Annotated in this window: 22 protein-coding genes; 6 read left to right on the top strand and 16 right to left on the bottom strand. The window is 51.2% G+C overall.

The features are described from left to right. Positions 1 to 66 precede the first annotated feature (66 nt). The 3 genes from ACGHTT_RS00855 to ACGHTT_RS00845 form a co-directional block, all read right to left on the bottom strand. Entirely contained in the window at positions 67 to 645 is a 579-nt protein-coding gene (locus ACGHTT_RS00855) for a hypothetical protein (RefSeq protein WP_390592927.1), read from the bottom strand. A 118-nt stretch (positions 646 to 763) separates the two neighbouring features. Further along, positions 764 to 1,417: a DUF3313 family protein gene (locus tag ACGHTT_RS00850; RefSeq protein ID WP_390592926.1), complete on the bottom strand. Its 654-nt coding sequence runs from the start codon at positions 1,415 to 1,417 to the stop codon at positions 764 to 766. A gap of 77 nt (positions 1,418 to 1,494) precedes the next feature. Then, on the bottom strand, positions 1,495 to 3,102 hold the full coding sequence (locus ACGHTT_RS00845; RefSeq protein ID WP_390592925.1) for a GMC family oxidoreductase: 1,608 nt from the start codon (positions 3,100 to 3,102) through the stop codon (positions 1,495 to 1,497). 147 nt (positions 3,103 to 3,249) lie between these two features. Here ACGHTT_RS00845 and ACGHTT_RS00840 point away from each other — a divergent pair, with 147 nt between their 5' ends. Beyond that, positions 3,250 to 4,263 (top strand): AraC family transcriptional regulator, encoded by a 1,014-nt coding sequence (locus ACGHTT_RS00840; protein WP_390592924.1) that lies wholly within the window; start codon positions 3,250 to 3,252, stop codon positions 4,261 to 4,263. Between the two features lie 20 nt (positions 4,264 to 4,283). On the opposite strand, the gene ACGHTT_RS00835 is transcribed toward ACGHTT_RS00840, so the two are convergent. From ACGHTT_RS00835 to ACGHTT_RS00820, 4 genes are all read right to left on the bottom strand, one after another. After that, the gene (locus ACGHTT_RS00835; protein WP_390592923.1) at positions 4,284 to 5,159 is read right to left on the bottom strand and encodes an SMP-30/gluconolactonase/LRE family protein; all 876 of its coding nucleotides are present in this window, start codon (positions 5,157 to 5,159) and stop codon (positions 4,284 to 4,286) included. Positions 5,160 to 5,251: 92 nt separating this feature from the next. After that, a complete protein-coding gene (locus ACGHTT_RS00830; RefSeq protein WP_390592922.1) occupies positions 5,252 to 7,096 on the bottom strand; it encodes a GGDEF domain-containing protein in 1,845 nt (614 codons plus the stop codon). A 115-nt stretch (positions 7,097 to 7,211) separates the two neighbouring features. Further along, positions 7,212 to 7,850: a thiol:disulfide interchange protein DsbA/DsbL gene (locus tag ACGHTT_RS00825; protein ID WP_390592921.1), complete on the bottom strand. Its 639-nt coding sequence runs from the start codon at positions 7,848 to 7,850 to the stop codon at positions 7,212 to 7,214. 173 nt (positions 7,851 to 8,023) lie between these two features. Next, positions 8,024 to 8,674: a c-type cytochrome gene (locus ACGHTT_RS00820; protein ID WP_390592919.1), complete on the bottom strand. Its 651-nt coding sequence runs from the start codon at positions 8,672 to 8,674 to the stop codon at positions 8,024 to 8,026. Between the two features lie 150 nt (positions 8,675 to 8,824). Here ACGHTT_RS00820 and yihA point away from each other — a divergent pair, with 150 nt between their 5' ends. Beyond that, positions 8,825 to 9,454, top strand: a complete 630-nt coding sequence (yihA, locus tag ACGHTT_RS00815; protein WP_390592918.1) for a ribosome biogenesis GTP-binding protein YihA/YsxC — start codon at positions 8,825 to 8,827, stop codon at positions 9,452 to 9,454. A 686-nt stretch (positions 9,455 to 10,140) separates the two neighbouring features. On the opposite strand, the gene ACGHTT_RS00810 is transcribed toward yihA, so the two are convergent. The 3 genes from ACGHTT_RS00810 to polA all read right to left on the bottom strand — a co-directional run bounded on the left by ACGHTT_RS00810 (position 10,141) and on the right by polA (position 13,730). After that, on the bottom strand, positions 10,141 to 10,317 hold the full coding sequence (locus tag ACGHTT_RS00810; RefSeq protein ID WP_390592917.1) for a hemin uptake protein HemP: 177 nt from the start codon (positions 10,315 to 10,317) through the stop codon (positions 10,141 to 10,143). Between the two features lie 56 nt (positions 10,318 to 10,373). Beyond that, positions 10,374 to 10,601 (bottom strand): hypothetical protein, encoded by a 228-nt coding sequence (locus ACGHTT_RS00805; RefSeq protein ID WP_390592915.1) that lies wholly within the window; start codon positions 10,599 to 10,601, stop codon positions 10,374 to 10,376. 372 nt (positions 10,602 to 10,973) lie between these two features. Further along, positions 10,974 to 13,730, bottom strand: coding sequence for a DNA polymerase I (gene polA / locus ACGHTT_RS00800; RefSeq protein ID WP_390592914.1), 2,757 nt, complete (start codon positions 13,728 to 13,730; stop codon positions 10,974 to 10,976). 338 nt (positions 13,731 to 14,068) lie between these two features. On the opposite strand from polA, the gene ACGHTT_RS00795 reads away from it, so the two are divergent. Then, positions 14,069 to 14,323: a hypothetical protein gene (locus ACGHTT_RS00795; protein WP_390592913.1), complete on the top strand. Its 255-nt coding sequence runs from the start codon at positions 14,069 to 14,071 to the stop codon at positions 14,321 to 14,323. A 455-nt stretch (positions 14,324 to 14,778) separates the two neighbouring features. Here the strand turns inward: ACGHTT_RS00795 and ACGHTT_RS00790 are convergent, their stop codons facing one another. Beyond that, positions 14,779 to 15,666: a metal ABC transporter solute-binding protein, Zn/Mn family gene (locus ACGHTT_RS00790; RefSeq protein WP_390592912.1), complete on the bottom strand. Its 888-nt coding sequence runs from the start codon at positions 15,664 to 15,666 to the stop codon at positions 14,779 to 14,781. A gap of 65 nt (positions 15,667 to 15,731) precedes the next feature. Here ACGHTT_RS00790 and ACGHTT_RS00785 point away from each other — a divergent pair, with 65 nt between their 5' ends. From ACGHTT_RS00785 to znuB, 3 genes are read left to right on the top strand one after another with little or no spacing between them, the layout of a single operon-like run. After that, a complete protein-coding gene (locus tag ACGHTT_RS00785) occupies positions 15,732 to 16,241 on the top strand; it encodes a Fur family transcriptional regulator (RefSeq protein ID WP_390592911.1) in 510 nt (169 codons plus the stop codon). Further along, positions 16,234 to 17,034 (top strand): zinc ABC transporter ATP-binding protein ZnuC, encoded by an 801-nt coding sequence (gene znuC, locus ACGHTT_RS00780; protein ID WP_390592910.1) that lies wholly within the window; start codon positions 16,234 to 16,236, stop codon positions 17,032 to 17,034. The genes ACGHTT_RS00785 and znuC overlap by 8 nt, the downstream gene beginning before the upstream one ends. Next, positions 17,027 to 17,809, top strand: a complete 783-nt coding sequence (znuB, locus tag ACGHTT_RS00775; RefSeq protein ID WP_390592909.1) for a zinc ABC transporter permease subunit ZnuB — start codon at positions 17,027 to 17,029, stop codon at positions 17,807 to 17,809. Before znuC ends, znuB begins: the two co-directional genes overlap by 8 nt. Positions 17,810 to 17,837: 28 nt before the next feature. Here the strand turns inward: znuB and ACGHTT_RS00770 are convergent, their stop codons facing one another. The 5 genes from ACGHTT_RS00770 to hemC all read right to left on the bottom strand — a co-directional run bounded on the left by ACGHTT_RS00770 (position 17,838) and on the right by hemC (position 22,969). Next, positions 17,838 to 18,746 (bottom strand): hypothetical protein, encoded by a 909-nt coding sequence (locus ACGHTT_RS00770; protein WP_390592908.1) that lies wholly within the window; start codon positions 18,744 to 18,746, stop codon positions 17,838 to 17,840. An 83-nt stretch (positions 18,747 to 18,829) separates the two neighbouring features. After that, the gene (locus ACGHTT_RS00765; protein WP_390592907.1) at positions 18,830 to 20,074 is read right to left on the bottom strand and encodes a heme biosynthesis HemY N-terminal domain-containing protein; all 1,245 of its coding nucleotides are present in this window, start codon (positions 20,072 to 20,074) and stop codon (positions 18,830 to 18,832) included. Then, the gene (locus ACGHTT_RS00760; RefSeq protein WP_390592906.1) at positions 20,071 to 21,216 is read right to left on the bottom strand and encodes a uroporphyrinogen-III C-methyltransferase; all 1,146 of its coding nucleotides are present in this window, start codon (positions 21,214 to 21,216) and stop codon (positions 20,071 to 20,073) included. The genes ACGHTT_RS00765 and ACGHTT_RS00760 overlap by 4 nt, the downstream gene beginning before the upstream one ends. Positions 21,217 to 21,236: 20 nt before the next feature. Continuing rightward, positions 21,237 to 22,043: a uroporphyrinogen-III synthase gene (locus ACGHTT_RS00755; protein WP_390592904.1), complete on the bottom strand. Its 807-nt coding sequence runs from the start codon at positions 22,041 to 22,043 to the stop codon at positions 21,237 to 21,239. After that, on the bottom strand, positions 22,040 to 22,969 hold the full coding sequence (hemC, locus tag ACGHTT_RS00750; protein ID WP_390592902.1) for a hydroxymethylbilane synthase: 930 nt from the start codon (positions 22,967 to 22,969) through the stop codon (positions 22,040 to 22,042). The genes ACGHTT_RS00755 and hemC overlap by 4 nt, the downstream gene beginning before the upstream one ends. Positions 22,970 to 23,013: the final 44 nt, after the last annotated feature.

Below are 23,013 nucleotides of genomic sequence, written 5' to 3'. Positions count from 1 at the left end.
GCTATTTTTCTTAAAAAAACGCCCGCGTAATCGCGAGCGTTTTTAGATCTAACGTTGAAGTAAGGATTAAAGTGCTTTTGGCATAGAAGCCATGACTTTTTTAACAGCTAGTGCCAATCGCTCTTTTTGTTGCGCTGGCGTTAGCAGATGATCTTCATCGACAAATACTTTAATTGCACCACGCCATAGGGCCTGTACACTGCCTGGGCGGGCGACAGCGACGATTAACATACCTTTATTCAATTGGCTCTCCTGCCCTAAACTTGGATAAAGCCTAAAGAGTTCGCGCATATCCTTAGCCAATTCCTCTGTGCCTACCTGCACCAAGGCCAACACGCGATAGTCGACGCTAACACCATGGCCAAGGGTGTATCCTTTTGTCGTTAAACTTTTTTCAATATCCGCTTGAATCAACGCAATAGCCGCCTCATCCTGCGGCGTTTCATCGTTACTTCCCGCAAAAATAACATCGGATACCCAGCTTATGGATTCACCGCGCTCGGGTTTGAAGGTGGGATCAGTAACCGCCACAACTGAAAACGCGGCCAAATCAACCTTCTCCTTCGACGAAGCTTGCTTTTTTTCTGGCTCAGTCGCACAGCCAGCAAGTAACAATATTGCAAATATGGCAATAAAACGTGTCATGGGGTTAGCCCTTCTAGCTTAATAATGCAGGAAGTGTATAGCAGGATGTGCGGTGGGTAAAATAGAACAGCGCCTGACGTTAAGCCGGCGCCGTTAGGATTAAGGCACGAAAATTTGTTTATTTTTCGCCTAAATCATCTATATGGGTGCGAAATATACGCGCCCAAGTACCCATAATTTGATTTATTTGCGAGCGATTTTGCACAGCGTTATTTTCACGCCACATTTTAGTGGCCTCGCGTTTGTCCGTGATTGTTGCTAAATGCTCACCTGTTGCGGCATCAAATATATCGAATTGCATTTGAATTTTTCCCGCCGTTTCCGTATAGGCGCGATTTCGGCCACTAGCGTTCATTTTGCTATCGGGAATATAGGTGGGCGCTAACTCGAGAATTTTACTGTCAATACGAAGCGTACCCGGCTTATTCGTGCCCTCGTCTGCTAACAACCCATCTTCTGAAAATTCGCGGGTGAAAGCTTTAAGAAATAAATCCTTAAAGGGCGCTTGGGTTTTCTCTGTTAACTCGGGTATATCTCTTTTATGCGTTCCGCTGGGCGCTTTGATTTTGGTGGTCGACATATCTAGCGGCGTAATACGCACACTGGTGTATTTCCCCCAATCGATATTGGGTTTGACCATCACCTCATCTAAACGCTTGACCTTGACCTTTTCCATACCCGCGCTGGCGCTTACTTCGGCGTCCGCAGCCGAAACAAAGGGCGCGGCCATTAAGGCGACACAAACGGCACTTAACTGCAATATTTTCATCATGAATAAATCTCCATAGGTGATCAAAATCTATAGGTTCGACGCTAAACTATTCCGTTGGTTCCATCAATCACCCGATTTTATGCATTCTGTAAAATGAGGTCTGCCGCTTTTTCGGCAATCATGATGGTGGGTGCATTAGTATTGCCCGAAATAATGTTAGGCATAATTGAGGCGTCGACCACGCGCAGAGCTTCCAGACCATGCACTCTCAGTTGATCGTCCACAACGGCCATGAGATCACTACCCATTTTGCAGGTGCCGACGGGATGATAGACATGGTTAGCCTTCATGCGTAAAAACGTTTCCAACTCCGCATCAGTCGTTAACTCCTCGCCCGGTAAAAACTCGCCCGCATAAGCATGCTGTAGGGCCTCAGCGCGAAACATAGCACGCACTTTTTTTACCCCAGCCACCAGCGCGTTAACATCCCGTGCATCACTCAGCATATTCAAATCGATAACCGGATCAACGCGCGGATCGGCGCTGGCCAAGGATACCGAACCTCGACTGTGCGGCCTGAGGTAACACACGTGCACACTCATGCCGTAGCGGAAGTAGTACTTCAAGGAACGGCCGTGATCATCCATGGCTATTGGGGTGATATGCAATTGTAAATCCGGTGTTTCGACACTGGGGTCTGACCTTATAAACCCGCCAGCTTCAGCAATGGTGGAACTCAACATGCCACTGCGCTTGCTGATGTATTGCGCCAGCGCACCAATACTTCGCACTAATTGCCGGGGCCGCAACACGCCCCAGGATGACGCAGTTTTATCTTTGGCAACCACCAAAACATCCACGTGCTCTTGCAGGTTTTCACCAACCCCGGGCAATTCGTGCACTTGCGTAATGGCTTGGCTGTCGAGCTTTGCCTTGGCGCCTACACCCGACAGCAGGAGCAGTTGTGGGGAGCCGAAACTACCGCAAGACACGATCACTTCTCGCGCGGCAGACAGCCTATGCCGCTCGCCTTTAACCTCGATTTCTACGCCCGTAGCGCGTTTACCCTCGAATAGCACGCGTCGCGTTAAGGCCTTAGTAATAACGGTTAAATTGCGGCGCTGGGCTAAGACCGGATGAAGATATGCGGCGGCGGCGCTGTGCCGCTGGCCATTTTTTTGGGTGGTTTGAAACCAGCCTAACCCCTCCTGATCGGCGCCATTAAAATCAGCGTTGTATTTCTCTCCCAATTCGACACCTGCAGCAATAAACGCCTCGCAGAGCTTGTGGTGATTTCTTATTTCGGCGACATTGAGCGGGCCGCCCACGCCGTGAAACTCACTTTCACCACGCTCTTGATGTTGCGACTTTTTGAAATAGGGCAATAACGCTTTAAAGCTCCATCCCTTATTTCCAGCTTTCGCCCAGGCGTCGTAGTCCTCCGCTTGGCCACGCACATAGAGCATGGCATTAATGGAGCTGCTACCGCCCAGCACTTTGCCGCGCGGACAATAGATTTTTCGGTTGCCCATCGTAGGCTGTGCTTTGGTCTGAAACAGCCAGTTAAATAACCCACCCGCAAGCGCAGCGATGACACCCATCGGCGTATAAATAATGGCGTTTCGGTCGTCGCCCCCCGCTTCAATCAAACAAACTTGGATATTTTCATCGGCGGATAAGCGGTTAGCCAACACGCAGCCAGCAGAACCAGCACCAACAATAATGTAATCATAGGTCTTCGACATGGCGGCCTCTTTATTGATTAGTCTGTAAGCATGTAAGAGCAGAGTCTAACCTAGCACAAGCGCAAAGTTTGACATCAGACGCCATTTTATTGACCTTGGGCGCCATTAAAGTGGAGTATTGTGCCCTGTCGACGCTGGGAGCCTTGCGTGCACTACCCACTGATAAGCAATAACTTCTTGGAAGGTTACCCTGAGCTGCTCGCCGAAGGTGGCATTGATGCCACGATGCTGTTTCAAAAAGCCCAATTTGATAGCCAACTGCTGCGCTGGCCGGACACGCTCATCCCCTTCGACCAACATAACCACTTACTCATGCTCGCCGCGGAACGGCTCAAGTGCCCCCATTTCGGTTTGGTGCTCGCGGCTCGGCAAGGGCTTTCCATCTTTGGCCCTCTAGCAATCATGGTAAGTAATTGCGCCACCGTTGGCGAAGCACTGAAAATTTTCACCAGCCACATTTCACTGATCGTTCAAACTGTTGAGCTAAAACTGGAACAACAGGGGCCACTTGCCCAACTCGGCATTCACTGTCATTTCGATCGCGTCGCCAGCACCACCACCTTTCAAGACCACGCGCTGTCTTTGGCCTACGAATTGGTGCGCATTTTCTGTGGGAGTCAGTGGCTGCCAAGGGCGGTGTATTTTCAACATCACGAGCCTAGCGATGTAAAACCTTACGCGAGTTTTTTTCACAGCCCAATTGGTTTTAATCACACGCATCTAGCGTTGGTCTTTGATGCAGCGATACTCGAAAAGCCCATCGATGCCGACGCGAGACTCTTACCCCAAAAGTTGCGCCGCTATTTAGAACAACGGCACAAAGACGACTTATTGAAACAAGTGAGGCACGTGATTGCCCTAACGCTGCCCTGCGATGAATGCCAACTGGAATCCGTAGCGCACGCGATTGGTTATAGTAAGCGCACCTTACAGCGCCGCCTCGGCGCACTGGATACAAACTTCCAACACCTGGTCGAAGCGGTTAGGCGCAGCCAAGCCAAACACTATATCGAACACCCCTATTATCGATTAACGGATATTTCTGCACTGCTGGGCTATTCAGAACTATCGGCTTTTACCCGGAGCTTTAAGCGCTGGTTTGGCCTTTCGCCGCAGCGCTGGAAGAAAAACAGGCAGCTAGCCAATAGCGGCCAAGATTGAGGTGATGTTGGCCGATCGTTTTAACCCAGGTATTTGTTAGTAGCTAAGCCTTTAACACCTGGCTCACACACAAATAAACCACCCGCTAACGGTTGCTTTTGTAACTCTGCTTCAGTCAAAGCCCAACGCGCCGTAGTGATATAGAGTTGATCGAGCTCGGCACCGCCAAAGGTGCACGAGGTCACATTGGACACAGGCAGTGAGATAACCCGTAACACCTTACCGGCGGGAGATAATCTCGTTATTCGTCCACCGAAAAAATGACATAGCCAGATACAGCCTTCGGCATCGACTGTCATGCCATCCGGGTAACCGTCAGTGTCGGGTACTCGATAAAAAACGCGCTTATTACTCAGCTCGCCCGTAGCGTCCATATCAAATTGATAGATTGTTTTTTCCGTGGTGCTGGTGTGGTACAAACGCTTGCCGTCGGGCGAAAACGTTGGTCCATTACTGATGCAATAACCTGCATCCATCCTGTTCACATCACCGTTAAGGTCCAAGCAATACAAGACACCTGTATGGCGCTGCTCCTTGTCATCCATGCTGCCAGCCCAATAGCGACCGTTGATATCCACCTTGCCGTCATTAAATCGATTGCCGGCAAGGCCCGCTTCAACCAGATGCAGCGGAGTGATGATATGACCATTATCGCCTAAGGTTAAAGCGACAAAGCCATCGCGCACTGTCGCGACAAAGCCGCCCGTTTTTCGCAGCGCTATGCTAGTGACTTGCGCCGGCACTAGCCAACTTTGACGTGCGCCGGTGCTGGTATGTAAACAGTGTATACGCGACTGCTTGATGTCTAACCAATACACACTGGACTCAGCCGCCACCCACAAAGGTCCCTCGCCCAAGGTTGCCTGCGCATCCCAAATACAACTCACGCTTTCCATAGGTGCCTTACTGTTTCATCTGCAGAATGGTTGAATAATGGCAACTTTATCATGTTATAGTCAAAAAGACTATCAAGGCTTGTGTTGGCAGCTCAATCGGCTTCGGCCACGCAGCAGTTCCGGCCCTTGTGCTTGGCCTCGTAGAGCAGCTTATCGGCGCGCGCAAAAAGTGTACTCGCCGTATCGCCATCGCGTATTGCAGCAAGCCCAGAGGAAAATGTAATCGAAAGCTGATGGTCTTTAAACTTGAACTTAGTTGCGGCAACGGCGAGCCGAATTCTTTCCATTTTTAGTAGCGCGTCCTGAGCATTTGTTTCAGGCATCAACACCACAAATTCTTCGCCGCCGTAGCGCGCCATGAAATCAACATCGCGCAGCTGCTTTTCAATTGCATTAGAGATCACTTTTAGAACCCTATCGCCCACTTGATGGCTGTAGTCGTCATTAAATTTTTTGAAATGGTCGATATCACAGACAATTAACGTCAATGGCCTTTGATAACGACGGAAGCGTTCAATTTCGTGATGAATTCGCTCGTTATAGGCCTCCCGATTAGCCAAGCCCGTGAGCGTGTCTGTGCGCGCTTTTTGCCGATTTAACTCGAGTTCCGCCTGCTTTTCTGCCGCTTCTTTTTGTAACAAACTCACCTGTTTTTGCAGGAGATTAATCTCCCTTAACGCCTTATTTTCAGCCTCACCGGTCGATTGACGCTTACTCAAAACGCCGGCCAAGGCCTGCACCCGTGTTTCCACGGCTTGTTTTAATTCCGCCACATCATTGACCGACTTCGCCGCTTGCGCCAAAGCACTCACTTCGACTTCTATATCAATCACCATCTCTCGCTCGCGCGCCATAACGCTGTTGGCTGTGTCCGCAGTCATCGAAATGAGTTGATTGATTTGCTCTAACAAGTGCAACAAATACTGCTGAAAATCTTGTTTCGCACTAATGATAAGCGCCATCACAAGATCGCGAATGTCCTCCAACGTTGGCACTAGCTCATACCAATTTAGACCTTTATCTATGCGCAACTTCGCTGCAACGGCTTTATCCGTAACTGTGTCCTGCGGCTCAATTTGAGCCAGTAGGTCGCCTAAGATCATAGAGATTCTATCGCTGATCTTGCTAAAGGCGGGTTCATGTAATTCGCGATCTGTATCTTCACCACGGCGTATCAGCTGACCACTTAAGCCCATCAAATCTTCAAGGTCCTGCTTCGCCGCACTGGTTTTTGTCGCTTGGTTAATCGCCTGAATATGATCCGCTCGATCGAGGGCAGCAGATTCATCCTGATCGTCCTGTTCAGGGCGATGTGCTGTGGTGGCTAAAGTGGATTCACCCTGATCTACATCGTCCGACACGAGTGACTCTGAATTTATGTCATCCGGTAATTCACTCTCGCTCGACATAGCGGGATTCGAATTTTCTTCTTCGCGCTTGGAGCCGCCAAACAGCTTAGCTAAAACCCCAGGCTGTTTCGGGTATTCCCCTGCTTCCAGCGGCCGCGGTTTTAATAGGGCAATAGCTTCTACTAGCGGCGCCCATTCATTGGCAAACGATTGGCGCTTGTAAACAGGCAGGATTTTTTTGCAGGCTTTTTGACTCACCTCGTCGAGCGGCATGTCTAGAAGGGAGCGGCTCATTTGCTCCACCGCTAGCAGTTCGCGCTCGCGAGTGATTTTTATTTGGCGCTGAAACTGATCTAAGGTTTGTTCGAGCAAGGCGAGCTGGCCAGGCCTGCCCCACTCCTTACGTTTAGCTTGTTGAAACACGGGATTAAGGCCCAGCGCTAAATCTTTATCCAACAGTGCTGCTGTTTGGGCTAGGCGCTCAATGGCAATCTGTACGTCGGGGTTGACCTTTACCCTTGCCCGCTCCTGCTCTTTTAGTAGCTCGCGGTATTTACCGCGCCAATAACTTGCATCTTTCTCGCTCACACACTGTGCCTTTAACCGGTTAACTTGCTAGGAAGTGTAGACAGCGAAGACAAAAAAGGAGGCCTTAGCCTCCTTTTTCAGGTCGATCCTGTTTCAGTTCGACGGTAATGACGACTTACTTTGCGCGCTCCGCACGTACTTTCTCAATCAGGAAATTAGCCACTTCTAGCATTTGCGGCTGACCGCCGGCCTCTTTCGCCGAAACACGGTATTTACCTTCTACCACCAACTCCGGCGTACCGGTGATGCGGTAGCTGCGCGCTCGCGCGTCGGCCTGACGCACTTGACCTGTAACACCGAACGAGCCAAAGGCTTTGGTGAATTTATCCGCGTCAACGCCATTGGCAACGAAGATTTCTTGAATTTCAGCTTCGTTTGCGAGGCGCTTACCGGCAACATTCATGGCCTCAAACAAAGGTGAGTGCATCTGCTCGCTAACACCCAGCGCTTTAGCGACATAAAAAGCGCGAGCGTGTAATTCCATGGCGCCATTCCACATGGCAGGCGATTGTACGAAGGCAACATCATCGGCCAGCGTTTTCTTCCATGGCTGGATCAGTGGCTCAAAGTGATAACAGTGGCCACAGCCGTACCAAAATACTTCGGTTACTTCGATTTTGCTTGCATCTGCTGTTCGCACAGGGGTATCTAACACGGTGTAGTGCACCCCTGCTTGATACTTTTCTGGTGCCTTGCCATCAGCACAAGCCACTAAAGAAACCATTAGGCCAACTAGGACCAAGAAAATACGCATAGCTCACTCCGCTCGTTAAATTTTGTCGAATTATTAGGGTTTACAAGGCTCGGTGCAAGCACTGCCCTGCTGAACCGAGAGTCTTGTCCGATAGTGTACTGACAGAATACTTAACCCAAGCTTAACAAAAACAAAAAAGGCGGCCTAAGCCGCCTTTGTCCATACCTACTGATTTAGATATGTAGCCCAGCAATATAGTTCGCTAGCGCCGAGATTTCAGCATCGCTTAATTGCGCAGCCACTTGGCGCATAATTTGGTTATCGCCATCATTGGTGCGGTTACCAGCACGGAAATCTTTCAGTTGTTTTTCGATATAGGCAGCGTGCTGGCCACCCAAACGTGGGTAGGAAGCGGGTTCATTACCGGTGCCACCGGGTGAATGGCAGCCCATACAGGATGGCACATTGGTTTCCAAGTTGCCGGCGCGGTAGGTTTTTTCGCCTAATGCCAAGCTATTCACTTTCACGCCAGTGCCAAGCTGCACTTCGGTGTCTTTCTTAGAGCCAGATAACTGTGTCGATTTTGAATCGAAATACGCGGCGAGATCCGCTAAATCGCTATCCGACAGCGAGGTCAATAAACCGGTCATTTCAGGTATATTGCGCGCGCCCGACTGAATATCACGTAGTTGCTTGAGCAGGTATTTGTCACCCAAACCAGCCAAGGTCGGAAAATTTGGCGCCAAGCTATTGCCGTCTGCACCGTGACAAGCGCCACAAGTCGCGGACAAAGATTCACCATTTTTTACATCGCCGGCCATGGCGAATTGGGACAAGGCCACTAGGCCTAGCGTGGCTACAATCTGCTTAATCAGCTTGTTCATGTGATTAATCCGTCATTTGCTAGATAAGTTGAACACTGCGTTAGCCACGCCAGTACTCACGGGCTACAATTGCCGGCCACAAACAAGGGCAGGCTTTGGGCGGGCATTATATACTAACCGCCTGATAACACACCAATTTTACGGATTTCCATGGCAGATCAAATGCACTTCAACAAGGCGAGCTATTTAATGAGCGCGCCAACACTCGCCCTTTGCCCACCCGAAACGGGCGTAGAGGTCTGTTTTGCGGGGCGATCTAACGCCGGTAAATCGTCTGCGATTAACACCCTTACCAACAACGGCAAACTTGCGCGCACCAGTAAAACCCCTGGCCGCACCCAGATGATTAATTTCTTCACCTTGGGCAATCCCGACCAACGCCTCGTCGATTTACCCGGCTACGGCTACGCAAAAGTGCCCTTAGCGATGAAAATCGAGTGGGAGAAACACCTGTCCCAGTATCTGCAGGAGCGCAAGAGCTTGGCCGGTATGGTTTTAATGATGGATGTGCGCCACCCGCTGCAGGAGTTCGACACCACCATGATCAACTGGGCCGTGTCTGCGGAAATGCCAGTGCATATTTTGCTGACCAAAGCCGATAAATTAAAGAAGGGCCCGGCACAAACCATGCTGCTGAACGTGCGCAAGCATTTAAAGGAAGCCAAAGCGGACGATTTAGTCAGTGTGCAGCTTTTTTCATCGCTCAAGCGCACCGGTTTGCCCGAGTTGAATGTCGTTCTCAACCGTTGGTTTCTAGGTGACGCCGCAAAACCAGACTAGGGCTGTTTGCCCTTAAACTATTCTCAGATTTAACAAACGTGGGCCTTACTCGGCTCAGGTTTGTATCTGATCAAGTCTTTTTCTGTTCGACTAAACTTCCTAATACCAACTCGAAGTATCTCACTCTTGCGCGGGCGGCATGTTTCCGCCACTGACCTCGGTGCCCATTGAGGGTGCGGCAGGAGTGCAGAAAAAGCAGGAGCAGTTTGCTGCCCGTACCTCCTGTACATCGCCGCTCCTGCGCCCTTCGGGGCCGGCCTGATGGCGTTCAAGTTCGCGCAAATAGTTATTTGCACTCGCTCCTCTCACCCATGCGCCCGCGGCATACCGTACATCCTGTTCATCGCCGCTCCTGCGCGTCCTGCGCTCGCGGCATACCGTACATCCTGTACATAAAAAAACCCCGGGAGCTGTGGGCTGCCGGGGTGAATAATTGATCCCTTATTGGGGTTCGGGAGCAATCATGCGACCGGAGCTTGGGGAACCCCGATCAGCACTGATTTGAGTGTACCTAGGATCGTAAGTTCCAAACTTCACACTTATTTACGCTTAACAGAGGTTTTCTAACGATCAACGGAATAGGTCGAGATTGGCTTTGCCTGGGAGTGACATGGCTGGGCCTCGGTGCCCCTTCAGTTTTGCGGACGCTCGCAAGGGGGTGCTAAATATCCGCAAAACTAAAATTTCTATTTGGTGAGAATCAACTTGCCGGCCTTGGTTTGACGCAAGAAATAGTCGTGCCCAGCGTGCTCAATCACAATTAACGCGCCACTACCTAACAGCTCGGCGCTAGCGATACGATCTTGGGTTCCATTGGGTTGCCTTACGATCACTGCGCGGGCTGAATTTGGGCTGGCGTTCATAGTGTGGCCTCGAGGGTGGATGGAAAGCCTCTATTATCTGCAGATGATAATGATTGTCAATAGCGTTTGTAAATAATAGGCCTCCGCGCTCCGAAACCAGCCACCAAGCCCAGCTTGATGGTATTCGAGCGGCCCGACGTTTTGAACAGTGCCGCGGGAGTGCAGAAAAAGCTGAAGCAGCTTTCTGCCCGTTCATCCTGAACATCGCCGCTCCTGCGCCCTTCGGGGCCAGCCACCAAGCCCAGCTTGATGGCGTTCAAGTTCGCGCAAATAGTTATTTGCATTCGCTCCTCTCACCCATGCGCCCGCGGCATACCGTTCATCCTGAACATCGCCGCTCCTGCGCCCTTCGGGGCCAGCCACCATGCCCAGCCTGATGGCGTTCAAGTTCGCGCAAATAGTTATTTGCACTCGCTCCTCTCACCCATGCGCCCGCGGCATACCGTTCATCCTGAACATCGCCGCTCCTGCGCTTCCATGCGCCCGCGGCATACCGTTCATCCTGAACATAAAAAAACCCCGCATTGGCGGGGTTAAAAATTCCATAACATCAATCGAGGAATCCAAGGGAGAGCACTACATCACATGGTACTGATTAAATAGACCGGCACTTTTGCGCTTAGTTCAAACTATTTGCCATTAATTTTAAAAAACCCTTAATGCGCCTCATCCCAGTTGTCGCCCTCACCCGCTTCGACCAGCAGCGGCACCTTGAGGCTCGCGGCATTGGCCATGCGCTGGCACAACTCAATCTTAAGTTTCTCGACATCGGCCTCGGCCACTTCTAGCACCAATTCGTCGTGCACTTGCATGATAATTCGGGCATCGGGCGCCGCGGGTGTTTGCAGCCAATGATAAACATCCACCATTGCACGCTTGATAATATCGGCCGCCGAACCTTGCATGGGCGCGTTAATGGCCGTTCGCTCGGCCGCCTGCTGGCGCATTTTATTGCGGTCGTTAATTTCCGGCAGGTGTAATCGACGCCCAAACAGCGTTTCCACATAACCTTGCTCGTGCGCCAAAGCGCGCGTTTGATCCATATAGCGCGCCACACCGGGATACCGATCGAAATAGGTGTCGATATATTGCTGAGCTTCGTGCCGGCCGATATGTAATTGTTTGGCCAAGCCAAAAGCCGACATACCGTAAATCAAGCCAAAGTTAATGGCCTTGGCACTGCGCCGCATATCTTGGCTGACCTGATCCAAAGGTACGCCAAACACTTCCGCGGCTGTTGCCTTATGTACATCCAAGCCTTTGCTAAAGGCATCCAGCAAACCCGCATCGTCGGACAGGTGCGCCATAATCCGCAGTTCAATTTGCGAATAATCCGCCGCCACTAACTTGTAGCCTTTTGGCGCCACAAAGGCTTGGCGAATGCGTCGCCCCTCTTCGGTGCGAATGGGAATATTCTGCAAATTTGGGTCGGTTGATGACAACCGCCCGGTCGCGGTCACGGCCTGATGATAAGAGGTATGGATGCGACCCGTGCTGGGATTGATCATCAATGGCAGCTTGTCGGTGTAAGTACTCTTTAGCTTGGCTAGGCCGCGATATACCATCAGTATTTTCGGCAGCGGGTAGTCTAAAGCCAGCTCTTGCAATACGTCCTCTGCGGTAGAGGGTGCGCCTTTGGGGGTTTTCTTCAACACCGGCAAGGCCAACTTTTCAAACAAAATGGCACCCAACTGCTTAGGCGAACTCAAGTTAAATGGCTCGCCGGCGAGCTCAAACGCCTCGCGCTCGAGTTCAGTCAAACGCTCACCCAACTCTATACTCTGCTCGCCCAAGAGCTTGGCATCCACTAGAGCGCCTGTACGCTCCACGGCTGATAACACCTTAACCATGGGCATTTCAATGCTAGTAAGCACTTGCTTCAAGCTCGGCTCAGCATCCAATTGCGGCGCCAATACCTGGTGCAGCCTTAAGGTAATATCGGCATCTTCCGCCGCGTAGGGGCCGGCCTGTTCTAACGCCACTTGATTAAAGGTGAGCTGCTTAGCACCTTTACCCGCCACCTCTTCAAATTTAATGGTGCTTTCATCGAGATAGAAGCTGGCCAAGCTGTCCATGTCGTGACGACTGGCGGTGGAATTCAGCACGTAGGATTCCAGCATTGTGTCAAAGGCAATGCCCGCCAGCGATATACCGTAGTTAGCCAAGACGCTGGCGTCGTATTTTAGGTTTTGCCCAACCTTGGCTCGCGTTTCGTCTTCGAGCAGGGGCTTCAGCTGTGCCAGTACCCAATCGCGCTCAAGCTGCACCGGTGCCTCCATGTAATCGTGCGCAACCGGCACATAGGCCGCAGACCCGGCCTCGACAGCAAAGGAGACGCCGACGATTTGCGCCTGCATGTAGTCAAGGCTCGTGGTTTCGGTGTCAAAGGCAAATAACTCGGCCTGCGATAACTTATGCAACCAGCGCTCGAAATCCGCCTGGGTCAATATCACTTCGTAGTTCCGCGCTAGCGGCGCGGCTAGCTCTGCGACCTCTTGCGTCGATGAAGCTGCGGGGGCAGCCACGCCCGCTGGCGATGCCGGCGCACTGTCTAATTCGGCCACCCAGGATTTAAACTCGAGCATGTCGAACAGGCTGCGCAGCGCTGCACTGTCTGGCGTTTGATTTTGCAATTCAGGCAAGGCCTGGGGCAAATCCACATCGAGTTTTATGGTAGCTAATTCGTAAGACAGGTAGGCTTTATCTTTGTGCTCCAGCAACTTTGCTGCCATAGTCTTAGCGCCGCGGAAACTCAGTTCGGCAACCTTGTCGAGCTGGGCGTAAATGTCGTCTAAGCCGCCCAAGCCCTGTAGCAAACCCAGTGCCGTTTTTTCACCCACGCCGGGCACACCGGGAATGTTATCCACCTTGTCACCCATTAGCGCCAGATAATCGATGATTAAGTTGGCAGGGATACCAAACTTGGCAACCACACCTTCAGGGTCCATCACCAATTCGGTCATGGTATTCACCAAGGTCACATGACTGTTCACTAGCTGGGCCATATCCTTATCGCCAGTGGACACCACCACCTCAATACCCGCCGCTACCGCTTGGGCACAATAGGTACCAATAACATCATCGGCCTCTACACCTTCGATCACTAAGAGCGGCAAGCCCATAGCACGCACTATGTCGTGTATAGGCTGAACCTGGGGCCGCATATCATCTGGCATGGCGGGCCGGTTGGCTTTGTAGTCTGCGTAGATATCGTCGCGAAAGGTTTTACCCTTGGCATCAAATACCACCACGATGGGACTTTCCGGGTAGTCCTTTTGTAACCGGCGCAACATATTGATGACGCCTTTTACCGCCCCCGTGGGCATATCCTTACTGTTTTTTAGCGGCGGCAGGGCGTGAAAAGCCCGGTAGAGGTAAGAAGATCCGTCAACTAAGACCACTGGGTTAGCCATAACTCATCCATCGATTGTGCAAAGCGGCAAGGATACACCATTCCCAAATCCTAATTGGGCTAACACGCCGGTTCTAGAACATGAGTGTTACCTAGCATGTTACCGATCAATTTTTGTACAGCCAGCGATGTGAAAACGGGAAAATCTCACAAAAACGGTAGGTTACGGGATCATCTTAAAGAAAAACTGTCATAATTCTGAAAAACAGATAGCTTAATCTTTAGTCAATTGTTACTATGCGTAACAATTAGTAAACAGCAACGTTTTACTTATCGAATTCGCGGGTTATGGGCACCAAGGCCGGTAACACGCTTAACACCCTTACGGAGGGCCGCACTATGAAAAAGCTTGGTTTTCTGTTGTTAGCATTAGCAGCACCGGTCACATTGGCTAACCCACAATCTAGCATCACCACCTCTGTGGTTGCCGCTGGCGTGGACACTAGCTGGACTACCGAAAACGTAGACAAAAATGCCAATACAACACAATTGAAAGCGCTAAACCGCGCCACACTGTCACTAGGCCAGTCGATCAACACCGACCTAGATGAGAAAATTTCTCAACGTCTGCGCGATCAAGCAGAAGTTCAGTAATTTGTAACACTGCTTTTGTAGTACGTTTTTTGTTGCACCCTAGGCGCTCACCTGGATTTGCTCGTCAGTTTATTGTTTTACATCGCTCAACGGTCAACCGGCTCTCCAAATCCCGGTTGGCCGTTTTTTTATGCACAGGGATGTGCGGTATCCAGCGGCGCAGGAAGCGCTAGAGCGGATATGCACAGGGATCTCGGTGCCCCTTGAGGGCATGTACGGTATTCGACGGGCGCATTGATTCGGCACTTCGGGGTAAGAGCGCGAGTGCACACAATTCGAACACCATCAAACTACGCTTAGTGGCTGGCCCCGAAGGGCGCTGGTCAAAACGTGTGCAGCGTTTCGTTAACGGGTAACTGGAGGCGGCCACCCTTCCCCATAGCTGTTAGCTGTTAGCTGTTAGCTGTTAGCTGTTAGCTGTTAGCTGTTAGCTGTTAGCTGTTAGCTGTTAGCTGTTAGCTGTTAGCTGGATGATTCAAGCAGCTTTTCATATCAAGCGCTAAATTGCGCAGCAGCGTTTCATAGCGATGTTCGCCGGAGGCAACATTGGTGCCCAAGGGGTCGAGTAGCACGAGCGGCAAACCCAGCTCTTTCGCCAGCTGCTGAGTGGATTGATTGTCGTAGAAGGCTTCGGCCACAAGGCACTGGGCTTGTTTGGCCTGCGCCTTCAGCTGGTAAATATGCCGAGCGCCAGGCTTTTGCTCAGGGGTCAAACTAACGGCCGAGAGCTGACTTAAACCAAAACGCTGGTTCCAATGCCCGTAGGCTTGGTGGTACACCATAAACTGCACGCCGCGTAAATCACCAAGCATTATCTCCAACTCAGCACCGATTGCCGCAAGCCGCGTCATCATGACGGCTAAGCGCGCCTGTACGGCAGCGCCATCAGCGCCGGCTATGGCAGCCAGACGTTGCGCTACCGCGGCAGCGACTATCGCGGCATTGTCAGGGTTTAACCAAAGGTGCGGGTCGCGCGTTATGTGCGCATGAGCGTGTAAGCTATCCGCCTGGCCCGGCACTGTAGGCCAAGTCAGATTTAAGAGTTGATCCAATTGAAGCGACGCTGGCGCCGTGGCAAGCGGCTTTTGTAAGAACTGCTCCAAATCTGGCCCCACCCATAAAATGAGATCGGCCTGCTGCAAAGCCCGCATATCAGACGCTTTTAGACTGTAATGATGCGGCGACGTATTGGGCTTTAACAGCACGTGCAAACTGTCGTTCGGCCCCAATAACGGCTCGACCAGCATTGCCAAAGGCTCAATGGAAACCACTAACTTAGCAGCCTGCACGGACAGGCTACCGCACAGCGCTAGTAGAAAAACTAAAACACGCGATAGGTTCATAGTAGGGAAGGTGTTACAGAAACGTTATATGATAACATAACACTTTATTCGCCACTAATACGCCCATGAAGCCCGTCTCTGCACTCCCGCTGCGCCAACACAATCATCAGCACTGCATTCACGACGCGCTCAGGCAAGCAAAAATCATCGCCGAGCAGAAAGGCCTGCGCTTTACCAAGCAGCGGGAACAGGTATTAGGCCTCATTTGGCAAAGCCATAAACCGATCGGCGCCTACCAATTAATGGACGCGCTAGCCGACGCAACCGGTAAACAGGTTGCACCACCGACGGTCTATCGCGCCCTCGAGTTTTTGCTGGAGCATAGATTGATTCACCGTATTAACAGCCTCAACGCCTTCATCGGCTGCCCTTGCCCAGGTGAAGGTCACGCCGGTCAATTTGTCATTTGCCGCAGCTGCGGTATAACGCTGGAACTCGATGAAGCAACAGTCAAAGCGCCCATTCAAGCCTTAGCAGCATCCGTTGGTTTCTTAATTGAACAACAATCTCTCGAACTATCGGGACTATGCCCAACCTGCCAAATCGGCATCGAAGGAGAAGCCGCGCATGGGTAAACTACTGGAAGCGACGGCGGTTAGTTTGCGTTTCGGCGACAAACCTGTGCTGGAGAATATCAATCTGAGCTTGAGTGCTGGCAAAATCACCACGCTTATCGGCCCCAATGGCGCCGGTAAAACCAGCCTTGTGCGAGTCATGCTCGGCCTGCAGAAACCCACCAGCGGTGGCTTGTGGCGCATGCCAAACCTGCGCATCGGCTATATGCCGCAAAAGTTGACTATCGACTCATCACTGCCGCTCACCGTCAAACGGTTTTTGGAACTAGGCGGCGCCAAGGCGGCAGATATTCAGCAGGCGCTGGCATTAACAGGGGTCGAAAAACTGATAACCAGCGCCATGCAAAATCTTTCTGGCGGCGAGACCCAGCGCGTACTGTTAACGAGAGCGCTAGCAAGAAAACCCCATTTGCTGGTGTTAGACGAACCCGTGCAAGGTGTCGACGTCAATGGCCAGGTGGCACTCTACGACCTGATCAATCAAATACGCCACGAACAGGGTTGCGGCGTGCTGATGGTGTCGCACGATCTCCACTTAGTGATGGCAAACACCGACGACGTTATCTGTTTAAACCAACACGTTTGCTGTCATGGACATCCAGAGAGTGTCACCGCACATCCCGCTTACCTCGATCTCTTTGGCCCCAAAGCTGCACAAAGTTTGGCAGTGTACAGCCACAATCACGATCACAAACACGACCTTCATGGCGACGTGATTTGCGATCACGATCACGCCGCAGCCAAACCGCGTCTCTCCCTGCGCCCCGTGCACAAGGAAACACCCCATGCCTGATTTTATCTTGAACGCTTGGCTTGCAGGCGCAGCCGTAGCCATAGTGGCAGGCCCACTAGGTAGTTTTGCCGTGTGGCGACGCATGGCCTACTTCGGCGATACACTCGCGCACTCAGCCTTACTTGGCGTTGTATTCGGCCTGTTACTCGATATTAATATCAATATTGCCGTGACGCTCGGCTGCTTAATTTTAGCGGTAGCACTGGTGCTATTGCAGCAAACTCGGCTTCTGGCAACCGATACCTTGCTAGGCATTTTATCTCACTCAACCCTTGCCCTCGGCTTAGTTTGCATCAGCCTATTTGGAAACACCCGAGTCGATTTGCTCGCCTATTTGTTTGGCGATTTACTCACCGCCACGCCCATGGATGTGCTCACCATTGCTGTGGTAGCCGCGTTAGTATTGGCTCTTGTTGTTAAAGGTTGGCGCGCCTTAATTTCAATCACCGTGCATGAAGAACTGGCCCGTGTTGAAGGCGTAAAGGTTGAGGCGGTGCGTATGTTGCTAATGCTGGCGATGGCACTTGTCATCGCTATCGCCATGAAAGTTGTGGGCGTTTTATTAATTACAGCGCTATTAATTATTCCTGCGGCGGCCGCTCGGCGAATCACTCACACGCCTGAACACATGGCCGGTGTTGCCAGTGTGCTCGGTGTACTCGCAGTCAGCTCGGGCTTGGTGATTTCATTTTTTTGGGATACACCCGCAGGCCCAAGCGTGGTGTTAAGTGCAAGTGCAGTATTCGCGCTGACGCTCTTAAAGCGACAGCGCTAATATTCTTGGATTTTAGCTAATGAGTTGATTAAAGCTTCAAACCTAAGGTTTGTAAAAAGGTTAACAGCGAAGGTGAATCAACACTTACATCAACGTGCTCCGGCAGTGTCAGCACCTGCCACTCGGTAGAAAACCTGAGGCTTTGTTGAGCATCAATTACCGTAAAAGCACTTTGGGCTTCCAGCTCCATATAGCCTCTCGGGCTAATATACACTTGCACCTCAGCTTCCTTCGGCGCCTGCTGTGCTTCACCTATATCTGTAAATGTTTTAACGAATAACGTGCGTCGCTCTACCCAAGCCAACCAACCTCTGCCATTGGCATTTAGCTTACCTTCACTCAATTGGCTTTCGCGCACGTCAATCCAAGTAACATCGCCGTAAGTTTGGTAGGGAAATTCGCCAAAACTCCACCAAAGTGGTGCAGACTCGTGGGCAAATAAAACCAAGCCTTTGATCGGCACCCGCGTAACCTCCCAGGCGGCAAAGGTTTTTGTCTGCTCACTCGGGTTTACCAAGTCATAGTCAATACGCAACCGATCCGCGCCCAATAACTGGACGTTTTTGACAATCTGCAAGCCGGTTTTTTCGTCATCGACAGGGCCAGTCAGCGCCAATGATGCATTGCTCTGCTTTAATGCATATGGCAAGTTATCGAAGCTTTTCGGTGGCGGCCAACCCCAACTCTCTTGCGGGCTAATCCACAATGTCGAACCCCAGTTGTCGGCATCTAGCGCACTGGGTTGAGCCAAAAGCTCTCGGCCTTGGTATAACAGTGAACTGATACGGCCGCCAGCCTGTGGATCAACTCGAAGCGTCAAATTGCCAACTTCTAGTACTCCACTAGCAGCCGCTGCAACAGCGGGCGCTTGCACCTTTGGTTCACAAGAAAACTGAAGCAACAACAAAGGTAAAATTAGTATGTTCTGAAAACGCATAGATAGTTCCCGTTAGGGCACTTTGGGTTTAGTGCCTATTATTAGTGCGTCTTCTCTCGCGCGAATCTGGATTTTTATTTTAGTCACTGCCCAAATTTTACCGCTGTGGTCGGCACCGGTAGCTCGGGTAAATTATGGGCAATCATACCTAAACCTTTCTGATAATAACTCGTGCTGAGCTGGTGCTCGCCTAAAGCCGCCATCAACCGAGCTAATTCTGCATAGGTTTCTGGTTGCTGAACTATTTTTAAGCTAGCTTCAAAATACTCTCGCGCCTTACCCCATAATTGATTGCGCAGCGATAAGCGACCAAGTGCAAGCAATAACATACTGTTGCGGGGCCGCTCTTTAAGCCAAGTCTCGGCCGTTAATAACTGCCTCGCCACATCCTCACCCTGCACTCGGCCATACCAATCCAACAACCGATCATCCCAGTTTTTTTGCAAACTCTTGCGCAGTAAAAACTCTGCCTTATCTTCGCCTTTATAACGCACCAGCAATTCAGCATAAGCCAAAATCAATGCCGCATTCTGTTGTGTTTTTGTATCAAAACTAGACCACGTTTTTACCAGCGCCTCTATCGCATTTTCACCGAAAGCGCGCTCGGCACATTGCTTTAAACGAAACACATAGCAGCGGAGTTCCAAGTTTGCCAATTCGCTTTCACCTAACGCCTTGTGTTTTTTCAGCAATGGCAGTAATTTTTCTAGCGACGCCCAATCCTCTAGCGCCACATAACTTTGACGTAAAATATCCAATACCACAGGATGATCTGGCACTTCATCGCGAATTCGCTCTAACGCCGACAGGCATTGCTCATAGCGCTTATCCATCAACTCCATACGCGCTTGCGCTAACGCTGTTGCCAAGGTGTACTGCGGGCCAAATTGTTCCGCCTTCGCCAACAGCAATTGGGCTTGCTCTCGATCGCCGAGTTCATAGGCAGAACGCGCCGCAGCCAAATAATTGATCACCGGGACCATAGAGAAATCTGCCGTCTTGAGCAGCTTCTTGCGCGCCAACTTCCAATTACCCTCCATGAAATCCACCAAGCCGGCAGCGAGCAGTTTTCGGTTGTTATCGTCGCTGCCTTTAATGACAAAGCGCGTAACGCCCAGAAAAGCGCCAACAATCGCAAACAAAGCACGCAACACAAACCACAGTAGCAAACTTGAAAGCAGCAACATGAGTACCGCAAACCAGACGCTGGTTTCCAAACTGTATCCGTACAGCGAAATCAGCATATAGCCGCTATCTCTGGCCAACTCCGTAATCAATAAGCCGCCAACCAGCAGCGCAATACCAATCAGAAATAACAGTCGCTTCACTGAGCCACCCCCAATTCCTGACGATATTCGCTAATATAAGTATCCAACGCTCTGGCGCTGGCCGACACTTCTGGCAACTGAACTTCAACGGTTTTTTCTGATAGCAACTGCAACTGCGCCATGAGATCGTTGCGGGCGTCCGATACTGGAAAATACTCCAACATCCACTCATTCACGAGCTGTAAGTTTCGACGATATAAATCGGTATCCGCGCGCATAACGGCTAACTGCGCCACCTGCAGTTTTAGCTTTAAGTTCTCTCGCACACGCAACTCTTGATCCGGTGCGAGTAACGGCTCTACCGGTTCTTCCAAACGACGCACTCTGACATAACTACCCAACTGGCGGGTAAAATTACGCCAACCGACGGTGATGCGCGACCACAAGCTATCGGGATTTCTACGGATAACAGCAGGTTCAACTTCTTCGTTGGCGAATTCTCTAGGCGGTTGCGCTAGTGCTAAGGTATTAATTTGTTCAACCACACCCTCTAGTGCGAAATACAGTCCGGTGTAGTCCACATTATCGAGTTGATAAAGCGTGTTTAAATCCTGTGCCAGCTGTTTTCTAGCGACGAGCAAGCCGGACGGATTACCCAGCTCAGTGGCCGCGCGCGCTAATATTTCATCGCCCAATTTAAACAGGGCGATCGCATTGCTGGGTGATTTTTCCAAATGCAAACGTTGATTAGCTTGACGCAACAAAAACTGCGCTTCGCTCAACAAATATTGCACGCGGTGATTCGATGTCATTTGTGCTAAGCGCTGGGATTGTGCCGCCAGCTTCGCTTCCACATTACCGACAAATTCGCCAAACTGCTGCTGACTTTTCGTTTGAGCTTGTGAGAACTGGTTTAAACCTTGAGCGAACTCTTGTTGTAAGTTTTGGTTTTCTCGCTCTAACGTTTGCGCGGCGCCGGCCAAAGAAGCCAGATTTTCCTGTTGCTGGGTTATCTGCTGGAATAGCCAATAACTGCTCGCGGCCGAACCACCCAATACCACTACCAGCGCCAACCACAGCAATTTTGTACCGGCGGGTGCTTGTCCCGATGCCGATTTAGAACCACCAAGGGCATCAAAATCGGGTGCCTTCGGCTCGTTCGTTAATTGCTTTGCATTTGAATCGTCGGTAGTTTGAACCACAGCAGGGCCTCTACTAATCGTTATAAATTTAAGTTGTTTTGCACCAATTGCTTTTTTAGCGCCTCGCACATGGCGTTATCTGTTGCATTTTCGGCAACCAGTATCTGCGTAAAACCCAACTGAGCAGCCAGCTCAGCCACCCGTTGCCCAGGTACCACCACGGGCCAGTTTAGCCAAATATTCGGCGTTGCTTGATACGATATCGGCTTCAATTCCTTTAGCAATGCCACTAAATTTTGCAGCGATTCACCACTGTGCACAGACAGCCAAGCTTCGCCCTCATCCATGGCCCGCACAACGGTCTTATGCGCGTCAGCGGGTAGCGCTCGGGTATAGAGTTCACAATAATCTACTTGCGCGCCGCGCGCTTGCAGACAATCACCAAGATAGGTGCGCCCACCTTCACCCCTAAAGATGACGATGCGCTTACCTTGCACCTGCGCCATCTCCTCGGTGGCCAACAGCGCTTCACTGTTCATGGCAGCGCTCACTGTCATCGCCCCAATCACCGGTAAACCGGCGTCGAGCAAGGCGCTGCGCGTTGCGCTGCCGATAGCAAAAAAACGGCACGCTGTCGGTAGTTGTGGCCAAAATTGGTCGAGCCACGCACAGCCGTAATGCACAGCATTTTGACTCACGAAGATTGCCAAATCATAGCGGTCGAAATCTACAATCCGCTGGCGTATTGCCTGCACAGCTTCTGCACGTTCGACCGGGTTTATTTCCAACACCGGCACCGATAATACGTTAAATCCTAAGGCTTCGAAGGCCAATTGGGTATGCGCCGATTGCACTTTCGGCCGCGTCAGCCAAATCCGAGGCTTCATGCGTTCGCGTAAACCTCGGCTAAAATTTTATCTGCACCGGCAGCAATCAAACGCTCCGCCAAGGCTACACCCATTTGTTCAGCCTGCGACACATCGTCGCGAATGTCATCGCGTAACACCCTTTTACCGTCGACACTGGCAACCAAGCCTCTTAACCATAGCCGTCCGTCTTGATGAATCGCAAAGCAGGCGATCGGCACTTGGCAGCCACCCTCTAAGCGTTTATTCATCGCCCGCTCAGCTAACACTTGTTGCGCAGACAACTCGTGGTGTAATGGCGCAATTAACGCCTGAATAGCGCGGTCGCCGGTGCGGCACTCAATGCCCACAGCACCTTGGCCACCCGCTGGTAAAGAGTCATCGGTGAGTAAGAACTCGTTAATTCGCGCTCTTTCACCCAAGCGAATCAGGCCCGCAGCGGCCAAGATAATGGCATCGTATTCACCGGCGTCGAGCTTGCCCAAGCGGGTGCCGACATTGCCGCGCAAAAATCGAATCTGTAGATCGGGACGACGCTCGAGAATTTGTGCCTGGCGACGCAAACTGGACGTGCCCACCACGCTGCCCTGTGGCAAATCGGCGAGTTTCTCATAGTGGTTGGACACGAACGCGTCGCGCGGATCTTCGCGCTGACAAATGACCGATAAACCAAGCCCCTCGGGGAACTCCATCGGTACATCCTTCATAGAATGCACCGCTATATCGGCTTCGTTATCCAACAAGGCGGTTTCTAATTCCTTAACGAACAAGCCTTTTCCGCCCACTTTCGCCAACGGCACATCGAGAATTTTATCGCCCTTGCTGACCATAGGCACCAATTCAACGAGTAGCGACGGGTGCAAGGCTTCTAGGCGATCTTTTACATCGTTCGCTTGCCAAAGTGCCAAGGCAGAAGTACGCGTTGCAATGCGCAGGCGTTGAGTCATGGAGCTATTCCTTACTGATGATCAGGCGTGCTTGAGGGTCTGTG

It is taken from the genome of Simiduia litorea, from assembly GCF_042853465.1.
Classification (GTDB): Bacteria; Pseudomonadota; Gammaproteobacteria; order Pseudomonadales; family Cellvibrionaceae; genus Simiduia; species Simiduia litorea.
The sequence above is the reverse complement of the archived record's forward strand: the minus strand, read 5'-3'. Positions and strand labels throughout refer to the sequence as shown.